We start from the raw sequence: 8711 nt of genomic DNA, 5'->3' as shown, positions 1-8711 counted from the left end.
CCTCAACCCCGCGCCCGCCGCGCGGACGCGCGCGCCGCGGCAAGCCCGACGACGGCCCGCGCGCGAGCTTCAGCCAGCTGCTCCCCTACCTCTTCGAGCACAAGCGCACGCTCGCCGTGGTGGTCGTGCTCAGCATCCTGAGCGCCGGCGCGTCGCTGGTCCAGCCGCTCCTCGTGGGCGAGGTCATCACGCGCGTGCAGGCGAACCTCGACCTCGGCGTCCTGATCTGGGCGCTGGTCGGGTTCGTGCTGCTCTCGTCGCTCATCTCGGGCTGGCAGCACTATCTGCTGCAGCGCACGGGCACCGCCGTCGTGTACTCCAGCCGGCGCCGGCTGATCGCCCGCATCCTGCATCTGCCCATCAGCGAGTTCGACGCCCGTCGCACCGGAGACATCGTCTCGCGCGTCGGCAGCGACACCACGCTCCTCTACGCGGCCCTCACCCAGGGCCTCGCCGATTCCGTCGGCAACGGACTCCTGTTCGTCGGGGCGCTCGTCATGATGGCGCTCATCGATCCGGTGCTGCTCGCCATCATCGTCGTCGTGATCGGCGTCTCGGTGCTGGGCGTCGTGGCCCTGAGCGGCCGCATCCGCACCGCCTCGACCGAGCAGCAGGAGAAGGTGGGCGCGCTCGCCTCGGGCGTCGAGCGCGCCGTGGGCTCGATCCGCACGGTGCGCGCCTCCGGCGCGACGACGCGCGAGGTCGACGCCGTCACCGCTCAGGCGACGGATGCCTACACCGTCGGCATCCGCATCGCCAAGGTGTCGGCGCTGGTCGTGCCGATCGCCGGCATCGCCCTGCAGGTGTCGCTGCTCGTCGTCATCGGTCTCGGCGGCTTCCGCGTCGCCACCGGTGCGCTGTCGATCGCGAGCCTGGTGACCTTCATCATGTTCCTGTTCATGCTCATCGCGCCGCTCGGCTCGTTCTTCGGCGCGATCACCTCGGTGAATCAGGCGCTCGGCGCCCTGGGCCGCATCCAGGAGGTGCTGGACCTGCCGACCGAGTCGCAGGACGACGCCGCGATCGCCGCGACCGTTCGACAGGCGCAGAACGCGGCGGCTGCGCAGAACCCGGCCGCTGAGCTTGTCGAGGCGCCGGCGATCGAGTTCCGCGACGTGCGGTTCCGCTACCCCGAGAACGTCGTCGAGGCGCGCCGCAAGGCCGAATCCGAGGCGCGCGCCGTGCTCGAGAACGCCCACGTCGACACGTCCACGATCGCGCTCGGCGACGAGCCCGGCGCCGCCCGGACGGACGGGCGGACGGATGCCGCGGCATCCCCCTCCCCGGATGCCGACGTGCTGCGGGGTGTGTCGTTCTCCGTGCCGCGGGGCGCGCGCGTCGCGCTGGTCGGACCCTCGGGCGCCGGCAAGAGCACGACCCTCTCCCTCATCGAGCGCTTCTACGACCCGACGGGCGGCGCGATCCTGCTGGACGGCACGGACGTGCGGGCGCTCGACCGCGAGGCGCTGCGCGCGCAGCTCGGCTACGTCGAGCAGGACGCCCCCACGCTGGCCGGGACGATCGGCGACAATCTGCGACTGGCCTCGCCCGAGGCATCCGATTCGGACTGCGAAGCCGTGCTGCGCGCGGTGAACCTCGGCGAGGTGCTGGACCGCAACCCGCTCGGCGTCGATGCCCCCGTCGGCGAGTCGGGCGTCATGCTGTCGGGCGGCGAGCGCCAGCGCCTCGCGATCGCCCGGGCGCTCTTGGCCGCTCCCCCGATCCTGCTGCTCGACGAGTCGACGTCGTCGCTCGACGGGCTCAACGAGCAGCGCATGCGCGAGGCGATCGACGCCGTCGCCGCGGGCCGCACGCTCATCGTGATCGCGCACCGCCTGTCGACCGTCGTCGACAGCGACCACATCGTCGTGATGGACCACGGCCAGGTGGTCGGCCAGGGCACGCACTCCGAGCTGGTGCAGACCACCCCGCTGTACCGCGACCTCGCGAAGCACCAGCTCCTCGTCTGACCGCGTTCGGCCGGCGAGGCACGGGCGTCAGCGCAGGACGACGGGGAAGAGCTCCGTGCGGGCGATGACCCGGTCGCGCTCGGCCGCGTTCGCGGTGCGGCGAGGATCGGCCAGGTACGCGTCGAGGGCCGCCTGGCTCGGGATGCGGTACACCTGCGTCTCGAGAGGGCGACCCTGCGCGCCGTCGCCGATGGCGCGCACCTCCAGCTCGATGCCGTGGTCGGGCAGCAGGGTGAGCACACCGTCCTCGTAGGCGACGAGCGCCTCCTCGGTGCCGGGGTGGGCCCACAGCAGGCAGCACAGGGTGATCTCCGAATCGGCCATACGCGTCATCCTGCCACCGCCGTCGCGCCCGCCCTTCCCGTTCACCTGTCACGAAGTGTCGCCGGGGCGGACACTCGACGGGTGAGCAGCCGGACACGGCGAGCGGGGGACGGATGAAGGATGCCCCGGCCCTCCGCACAGGTGGGGCCGGGGCATCCGCTGCGCCCGGTCGGCTGGAAGAGCCGCGGGTCACGCAGACGCCCGCCCTTTCTGCCAAGAAGAGCGGCGGGCGCCGGTCTGGGGTCAGCCGCGCGGGCGGTCGCTCACGCCCGCTGCAAGCGGTAGCGCAGCGCGGCGAGCTCGGCCCAGAGCGGAGCCGGCACGCGGCCCTCGAAGGTGCGGTAGAACTCCTCGGTGAGCTCGGCCTCCTGCAGCCACAGCTGCGGGTCGACGGCGAACAGCTCGTCGAGGTCTTCCGGCGTGACGTCCAGGCCGTCGAGGTCGAGGTCCTCGGCACGCGGGAGGCGGCCGATCGGGCTCTCGACGGCGCCGACCTCGCCCTCGATGCGACGGATGATCCAGTCGATCACGCGCGAGTTGTCACCGAAGCCGGGCCACAGGAAGCGGCCGTCCGTGCCCTTGCGGAACCAGTTCACCTGGAACACGCGCGGCGCGCGGTCGAACCGCAGCTTCTGACCGACCTTGAGCCAGTGGGCGAAGTAGTCGGCCATGTTGTAGCCGCAGAACGGCAGCATCGCGAACGGATCGCGGCGGAGCTCGCCGACCTCGCCCTCCGCTGCCGCGGTGCGCTCCGACGAGACGTTCGAGCCCATGAAGACGCCGTGGGTCCAGTCGGTCGCCTCGACGACCAGCGGCACGTTGGTCGCGCGGCGCCCGCCGAACAGGATGGCGTCGAGCGGCACGCCCTGCGGGGCGTCCCAGTCGTCGGCGATCTGCGGGCACTGGGCGGCGGCGACGGTGAACCGCGAGTTCGGGTGGGCGGCGGGGCGACCGGATGCCGGGGTCCACGGGTTGCCCTCCCAGTCGGTGAGCTCTGCCGGCGGCTCGTCGGTGAGGCCCTCCCACCACACGTCGCCGTCGGGGCGCAACGCGACGTTGGTGAAGATCGTGTTGCCCCACATCGTCTCGACCGCCGTCACGTTGGTCGAGACACCGGTGCCGGGCGCGACGCCGAAGAACCCGGCTTCGGGGTTGATCGCCCAGAGGCGTCCGTCCTCACCCGGTCGCAGCCACGCGATGTCGTCGCCGAGGGTCTCGACGCGCCAGCCCGGGATCGTCGGCCGGAGCATCGCGAGGTTCGTCTTGCCGCAGGCCGACGGGAAGGCGGCGGCCAGGTGGTACGCCCGTCCGGCCGGGTCGATGACGCGGATGAGCAGCATGTGCTCGGCGAGCCAGCCTTCGTTGCGGCCGATCACCGAGGCGATGCGCAGGGCGAAGCACTTCTTCGCGAGGATCGCGTTGCCGCCGTAGCCCGACCCGTACGACCACACCTCGAGGGTGTCGGGGAAGTGCACGATGTACTTCTCGTCGTTGCAGGGCCATGCGACGTCCTGCTCGCCCGGCTGCAGCGGTGCGCCGACGGAGTGCACGGTCTTGACCCACGGCGCCCCGCCCGCGATCTCTCGCAGCACCTCGGTGCCGACGCGCGTCATGATGCCGATCGAGGTGACGGCGTAGGCGCTGTCGGTGACCTGCACGCCGATGTGCGACAGCGGACCGCCGACAGGGCCCATCGAGAACGGCACCACGTACATCGTGCGCCCGGCCATCGATCCCTCGAACAGCGGCGTGATGGTGGCGCGGATCTCGTCGGGCGCGGCCCAGTTGTTCGTCGGACCCGCGTCCTCCTCGCGCTCCGAGGCGATGAACGTGCGCGCCTCGGTGCGCGCCACGTCGCTCGGGTGCGAGCGGGCGAGGTACGAGCCCGGGCGCCACTCGGGGTTGAGCTTGATGAGCTTGCCCTCGTCGACCATCTCGCGCAGCAGCACGTCGTTCTCGGCGCGGGAGCCATCGACCCAGTGCACGCGCGCGGGACGGGTCAGCGCGGCGATCTCGTCGACCCAGGCGCGCAGGGCGACCATGCCCTCACCCTGGACGGTCGGCAGTTCGCCATACGTCCGCGCGCCCGTCGATGCGGCAGCGGGACGCGCGGGGGCGGAGCCTTCGGTCCGGGTGAAGATGTCGGCAAGGGCCATGGTGTCGCTCCTCGTTGATTCGACCGTCAGAGGGTTCAGACGATGCAGATTCGTGCTCTTCCTCTACTTTCGACCGAGATGGATGCCTCTTCCCGCGAAATCGCGTGTCAAAAGTTGCGATTCTTTCGCTAGCATCAAGGAATGCCGCCGACCTCCCTGGAACTGTCCACCCTGGGCCACCGCATCCGTCACCAGCGCCTCGCCCACGGCTACACGCTGGACGAGCTGGGAGCCGTGGTCGGCGTCGCGGGCAGCCAGCTGAGCCTCATCGAGAACGGCAAGCGCGAGCCGAAGCTGTCCCTGCTGCAGGCGATCGCGACCGCGACCGGCGTGGACGTCGGCGACCTGCTCTCGACCGAGCCGCCGAATCGCCGGGCGGCGCTCGAGATCGAACTCGAGCGCGCGCAGACCAGCTCGGTGTTCCGTCAGCTGGGAGTGCCGCCGATCAAGGTGTCGAAGGGCATGAGCGATGACACGATCGAGTCCATCCTCGGCCTGCACCGTGAGCTGCAGCGCCGCGAGCGCGAGGCGATCGCCACTCCGGAAGAGGCGCGACGGGCCAACACCGAGCTGCGGCTCATGATGCGCGAGCGCGACAACTACCTGCCCGACATCGAGAAGCTCGCCGAGAAGCAGCTGAAGTCGGCCGGACACGTGTCGGGCGCCCTCACGCACCGCACCGTGAGCATCATGGCCGAGAAGCTCGGCTTCGAGCTGCTCTACGTCAACGACCTGCCGCACTCGACCCGTTCGGTGACCGACCTCGAGCACGGCCGGATCTATCTGCCTCCGGCATCCATTCCCGGCGGTCATGGGCTGCGGTCGATGGCGCTGCAGGCGATGGCCCACCGCCTCCTCGGCCACAAGCGGCCGACCGACTACGCCGACTTCCTGCAGCAGCGGCTCGAGATCAACTACTACGCCGCGTGCTGCCTCATGCCCGAGACGGCCTCTGTGGCGTTCCTGCAGCAGGCGAAGAAGGACCGCAACCTCGCCGTCGAGGACTTCCGCGATGCGTTCGGCGTGACGCACGAGGCGGCGGGCATGCGCCTGACCAACCTGGCCACCGAGCATCTCGGCATCCGTCTGCACTTCCTCCGGGTCGACGGCTCGGGCGCGATCACACGGGTCTACGAGAACGACGACCTGCCGCTGCCGATGGACGTCACCGGCGCCGTCGACGGGCAGATCGCGTGCCGCAAGTTCTCGGCACGCGCCGCCTTTTCAGAGCAGAACCGCACCACCGAGCACTACCAGTACACCGACCCCCCCGCCGGCACGTTCTGGTGCTCGACCCAGACCGGCACCACGTCGGCCGGCGAGTTCTCGATCACCGTCGGCGTGCCGTTCGACGACGCACGGTGGTTCCGCGGACGCGAGACGCAGAAGCGCGCCACCTCCACCTGCCCCGACGAGTCGTGCTGCCGCCGTGTCGCCTCCGACGTCTCGGAGCGCTGGTCGGGCAAGGCCTGGCCGAGCGCGCGCGTGCACATGCAGATGTTCTCGCCGCTCCCCCGCGGCGCGTTCCCCGGCGTCGACGACAACGAGGTCTACGACTTCCTCGACCGCCACGCGTGACCCGGCCGCGCTGATCGTCGAGGATGCCGGCCCCGGCGCCCCGGGGCGTGCGCGGCGTGCCCTTCGTGCGCAGGCCGCGCTCTGCTACGTTCACATTTGTGCGTTCGTTCGTTCGCACCGAAGACGGAGAGGTCGAAGCTGAGCATGGTCGCAGCCGCACGACACGACGCCATCCTGCGCGAACTCGAGCTGCGAGGGTCGCTCCGGAACGCCGCGCTCGCTCAGCGGCTGGGCGTCTCCGCGATGACGCTCCGCCGGGACCTGCTGGAGCTCGAGGCGCGAGGACTCGTCGTCCGCGTCCACGGCGGGGCGACCTCGCCTGCCGTGGCGGCGCAGCAGGAGCGCGCAGGAGCGGATCGGGGACCGGTCGTCTCGCGTCCCGTCGCCACGATCGGGATGATCGTGCCGACGGCGAACTACTACTTTCCCGAGGTCATCCGGGGCGCGAGCCAGGCGGCGCGCGAGCTCAACTGCCGTCTGGTGGTGGGCGCGACGAACTACTCGCCGGAGGAGGAGCTCCGTCAGGCCCGGCGGCTGATCGCGGGCGGCGTCGATGCGCTGATGATCACGCCGCACGATGCGATCCGCGAGGAGGTGTCACCCTTGCGCGAGCTGCTGGAGTCCGCGCGGATCCCGGTCGTGCTCGTCGAGCGCTCCGTCGAGGAGAGCTCCGCGGGCAGGTTCGAATGGGTCCGGTCCGACCACGTCTACGGCGCCGAGATGGCCGTGCGCCACCTCATGGAGCAGGGGCACCGCCGGATCGCGCTCGCCGCCAGGCCCGCGGCGACGGTTGCAAGCCTGCAGGAGGGGTTCGACCGGGCGATGCGCCGGCTGAACGGCGACGGCTACGCGCTGCGTCGGGACCTGACCACACCCCGCATCGGCGAGAACGTCACGATCGCCGAGCTGAACTCCCTGCTCGACGAGTGCCAGGAGCAGCGGGTCACGGCCGCCGTGATCCTGGGCGACGCGGACTCGATGGCCCTCACCGACCTGGTCATCGAGAGAGGGCTGCGGATCCCGGACGACTTCGCCGTCGTCGCCTACGACGACGAGATCTCGGCGCTGGCCGCCGTGCCGCTGACCGCTGTCGCGCCCCCGAAGCACGAGCTCGGCCACGCCGCGGTGCGGCTGTGCGTCGATCGCCTCCGCCAGCCGGAGGGATCGCCTCACACGATTGTGCGGATGACCCTGCTGCCCAGCCTGGTCGTGCGGGAGTCCACCGTCCGATCATGACATCGTGTGCGCTTTTGTGCGTTTGAGCATTTTTGGCTAGGCCACGAGGCCGCGGCAGAGGAGGATCGGCTCGCACGGTTTGAAGATTCGAAGGAGAACCCGATCATGTCCCTGCGTCGAACCACACTCACCGCCGTCGCGCTGCTGAGCACAGGGGTGCTCATCGCCGGCTGCTCGTCCGCCGAGTCCGAGCCCGCAGCATCCACGCCTTCGGGCCCCGTCACCGGCGACATCACCTTCTGGTCCTCGCTGAGCGGTATGGCCGACGTCGCGGCCGCGTTCAACGCCGGCCAGGACGACATCACCGTGACGTTCGAGGAGATCCCCAACGGCGCGAACGGCGGGTACACCAAGCTCTCCGCGGCGATCGAGTCGGGCACCGGCCCCGACGTCGCCGGCATCGAATACGACCGCCTCCCGGGCTTCGTGGCGTCGGATCAGCTCGTCGCGGTCGACGACCTGGTCGCCGATGACGTGCTCGAGGCCTACGACCCGCAGGTGCGTGATCTGGTCAGCTTCGCCGACTCGTCCTACGCGCTCCCCTACGACGCACCGCCGCTCGTGATGTGGTACCGCCAGGACGTCCTGGAGACCGCCGGTGTCGAAGTGCCGACGACCTGGGACGAGTTCGAAGATGCCGCGCGCGCGGTGAAAGCCGCGAATCCCGCCGCGTACCTCACGAGCTTCTTCACCAACGAACCGCAACTGGCACCGCTGTCGTGGCAGGCCGGGAGCCAGTGGTTCAGCGTCGACGACGACCAGTGGAAGGTCGACATCGACGGGAAGCAGTCCGTGAAGGTCGCCGACTACTGGCAGCGCCTGATCGACGAGGACCTCGTGAAGCCGCAGCTCGGCTTCAGCGACGAGTGGACGGCCGACCTCGCGAGCGGCGTCGTCAACGGCTGGGTCGGCGGTTCATGGAGCGCCTCCGGACTGAAGACCCGCACCGAGGGCGCGGGCCAGGCCGGCAAGTGGATCGCGGCGGTGCCCCCGACGTGGGACGGCAAGCCCAGCGGTGCCCTGAGCGGCGGCACGAGCTTCGCCATCACCGAGAACACCGACAACGCCGCAGCCGCCGCGGTCTTCCTGCAGTGGCTGACCACGACACCGGAGGCCGTCGAGGCGCGTGGCGCCGTGGGCACCGCCTACCTCGCGTTTCCGGGTCTGAACGACGCCGCGGCATCCGTCGCTCCGGTCGATTACTACGCGAACGACATCTACGCGGTCTTCGACGACGCGTCCGAGAACCTCGGCCCGTGGGCTTGGGGTCCGAGCTACGACATCACCAGCACCGCGCTGAAGGATGCCGTGGCCACCAGCCCGACGCTCGGCGAAGCGCTCGAGCAGACCCAGACCGCGACCGTCGACGGCCTCGAGGCGCTCGGCCTCGAGATCTCCGAGTAATCCCGCAGGACCCTGGCCGGGCGGGCGGGCCCGCCCGGCCAGG

General features: G+C 70.6%; 6 protein-coding genes. 4 read left to right on the top strand and 2 right to left on the bottom strand.

Annotated elements, in window-relative coordinates; translation table 11 throughout:
* Positions 1-1970, top strand: a 1970-nt coding sequence (locus ACI3KY_RS07835; RefSeq protein WP_404929615.1) for an ABC transporter ATP-binding protein, incomplete at its 5' end; no start/stop codon positions are given.
* Between the two features lie 27 nt (positions 1971-1997).
* Here ACI3KY_RS07835 and ACI3KY_RS07830 read toward each other — a convergent pair.
* Both ACI3KY_RS07830 and ACI3KY_RS07825 read right to left on the bottom strand, forming a co-directional pair.
* Positions 1998-2294 carry a hypothetical protein gene (locus ACI3KY_RS07830; protein WP_404929614.1) on the bottom strand — a complete coding sequence of 99 codons (297 nt, stop codon included), beginning with the start codon at positions 2292-2294 and terminating at the stop codon, positions 1998-2000.
* Positions 2295-2557: 263 nt separating this feature from the next.
* Positions 2558-4450, bottom strand: coding sequence for a phosphoenolpyruvate carboxykinase (GTP) (locus ACI3KY_RS07825; RefSeq protein ID WP_404929613.1), 1893 nt, complete (start codon positions 4448-4450; stop codon positions 2558-2560).
* A 141-nt stretch (positions 4451-4591) separates the two neighbouring features.
* On the opposite strand from ACI3KY_RS07825, the gene ACI3KY_RS07820 reads away from it, so the two are divergent.
* The 3 genes from ACI3KY_RS07820 to ACI3KY_RS07810 all read left to right on the top strand — a co-directional run bounded on the left by ACI3KY_RS07820 (position 4592) and on the right by ACI3KY_RS07810 (position 8668).
* Positions 4592-6028 carry a helix-turn-helix domain-containing protein gene (locus ACI3KY_RS07820; RefSeq protein WP_404929612.1) on the top strand — a complete coding sequence of 479 codons (1437 nt, stop codon included), beginning with the start codon at positions 4592-4594 and terminating at the stop codon, positions 6026-6028.
* A gap of 144 nt (positions 6029-6172) precedes the next feature.
* Positions 6173-7264 carry a substrate-binding domain-containing protein gene (locus ACI3KY_RS07815; RefSeq protein WP_404929611.1) on the top strand — a complete coding sequence of 364 codons (1092 nt, stop codon included), beginning with the start codon at positions 6173-6175 and terminating at the stop codon, positions 7262-7264.
* 105 nt (positions 7265-7369) lie between these two features.
* On the top strand, positions 7370-8668 hold the full coding sequence (locus ACI3KY_RS07810; RefSeq protein ID WP_404929610.1) for an ABC transporter substrate-binding protein: 1299 nt from the start codon (positions 7370-7372) through the stop codon (positions 8666-8668).
* Positions 8669-8711: the final 43 nt, after the last annotated feature.

The organism is Microbacterium sp. ZW T2_14 (assembly GCF_044987405.1).
Classification (GTDB): domain Bacteria; phylum Actinomycetota; class Actinomycetes; order Actinomycetales; family Microbacteriaceae; genus Microbacterium.
The sequence above is the reverse complement of the archived record's forward strand: the minus strand, read 5'-3'. Positions and strand labels throughout refer to the sequence as shown.

What these genes read in the sequence shown, in the direction of transcription:
- ACI3KY_RS07820 (WP_404929612.1), top strand. Translation starts at nt 4,592, where the DNA reads ATGCCGCCGACCTCCCTGGAACTGTCCACCCTGGGCCACCGCATCCGT.
- ACI3KY_RS07825 (WP_404929613.1), bottom strand. Translation starts at nt 4,450, where the DNA reads ATGGCCCTTGCCGACATCTTCACCCGGACCGAAGGCTCCGCCCCCGCG.
- ACI3KY_RS07815 (WP_404929611.1), top strand. Translation starts at nt 6,173, where the DNA reads ATGGTCGCAGCCGCACGACACGACGCCATCCTGCGCGAACTCGAGCTG.
- ACI3KY_RS07810 (WP_404929610.1), top strand. Translation starts at nt 7,370, where the DNA reads ATGTCCCTGCGTCGAACCACACTCACCGCCGTCGCGCTGCTGAGCACA.
- ACI3KY_RS07830 (WP_404929614.1), bottom strand. Translation starts at nt 2,294, where the DNA reads ATGGCCGATTCGGAGATCACCCTGTGCTGCCTGCTGTGGGCCCACCCC.